Raw genomic sequence first — 1,227 nt, 5'->3', positions numbered from 1 at the left:
GAAAAACGCGGCTTCCACGTCGTGAAAAGGCGCTGGGTGGTCGAGCGGAGCATCGGCTGGATCATGATGCACCGCCGTCTGGCCCGCGACTACGAAACTCTCACCACCAGCTCCGAAGCCATGATCCACATCGCCTCGATCGACAACCTCGCCAAGCGCATAACGGATGAGACCACACCAACCTGGCGAGGAACCTACTAGGGCATAAGCGGCAATCCGCCTAGATCAAACGCCCTCTAAGAGAATGGATGTCCCGTGGTCATGAAGCACTACCCGCTGGAGTTCAGGGCGGACGCGGTTGCGTTGTCCGAGTCTCGGCCCGGAGTGACAATCAAGTAGATCGCCGCTGATCTGGGGGTCAACCCTGAAACTCTGCGGGACTGGATCCGGGCAGCTGGCGCCGGCAGACTCCGGGGCCAGATCGGTGAGCCGGCCCGTTCGCAGACGCAGGGGGAAGCCGAACTCGCCGCTGCTCGCAAGCGGATCCGTGAGCTCGAGGAGGAAAGGGACATCCTGAGACGGGCCGCGAAGTATTTCGCCGGAAAGACGCGCTGGTGAACCGCTGCCAGTTTGTTGACGACCACCAGCGCCGCTTCGGCGTCAGTGGTTGTGCCGCATCCTCGGCATCGCCCGCTCCAGCTTCTCCTACGGGCGCTGTACTGCGCCCGAGCGGACCGCCCACCAGGCCGCCGATGCCAAGCTCGCTGCGCGAATACGCCGGGTGCACCAGGAGCCGGATGGGCCCTATGGCGTCCGGAGGGTCACCGCTGAACTCCGCGACGGCGGCGAGCGCGAGAACCACAAGCGCGTCGCCCGGGTGATGCGCACGATCGGGCTGGCAGGTCTGCGACTACGCAAAAAGCACCGCACGACCATCTCTGACCCGGCTGCCGTGAAAGAACCCGACCTGATCGGACGGGACTTCACCGCCGACACCAAGTCTGTCGGCGACATCACCTATACCCCGCTGGAAGGCGGGGAGTTGTTGTATCTGGCCACGGTCATTGACCTCACCTCGCGCCGGCTGGGCACTCGCGGACTACATGCGAACCAAGCTCCTCACCGACGCCTTGGCCGCCGAACGGACCCGCGGTAGCCTCGCCGGCGCGATCATGCACACTGATCACGAAGCCCACCTTGGACTCAACCGGTCGTCGCAACACCGGCTTGCTGGAGGGATAGTAGGTGCTCGTTGAGGGCTTCGGCGGGGGTCTTCCAGGCGAGGGT

At 64.5% G+C, this 1,227-nt stretch carries 2 protein-coding genes; both read left to right on the top strand.

Annotated elements, in window-relative coordinates:
* The coding region (locus ACFWUY_RS41760; protein WP_384122336.1) for a transposase at nucleotides 1-201 on the top strand (201 nt) is incomplete at its 5' end.
* Nucleotides 202-607: 406 nt separating this feature from the next.
* Complete coding sequence (locus tag ACFWUY_RS41755) at nucleotides 608-1,096, top strand: IS3 family transposase (RefSeq protein WP_384122332.1); 489 nt, start codon at nucleotides 608-610, stop codon at nucleotides 1,094-1,096.
* Nucleotides 1,097-1,227 lie beyond the last annotated feature (131 nt).

This window comes from Streptomyces sp. NPDC058664, from assembly GCF_042716635.1.
Taxonomy (GTDB): Bacteria; Actinomycetota; Actinomycetes; order Streptomycetales; family Streptomycetaceae; genus Streptomyces.
This window is presented reverse-complemented; position numbering and strand designations above follow the sequence as displayed.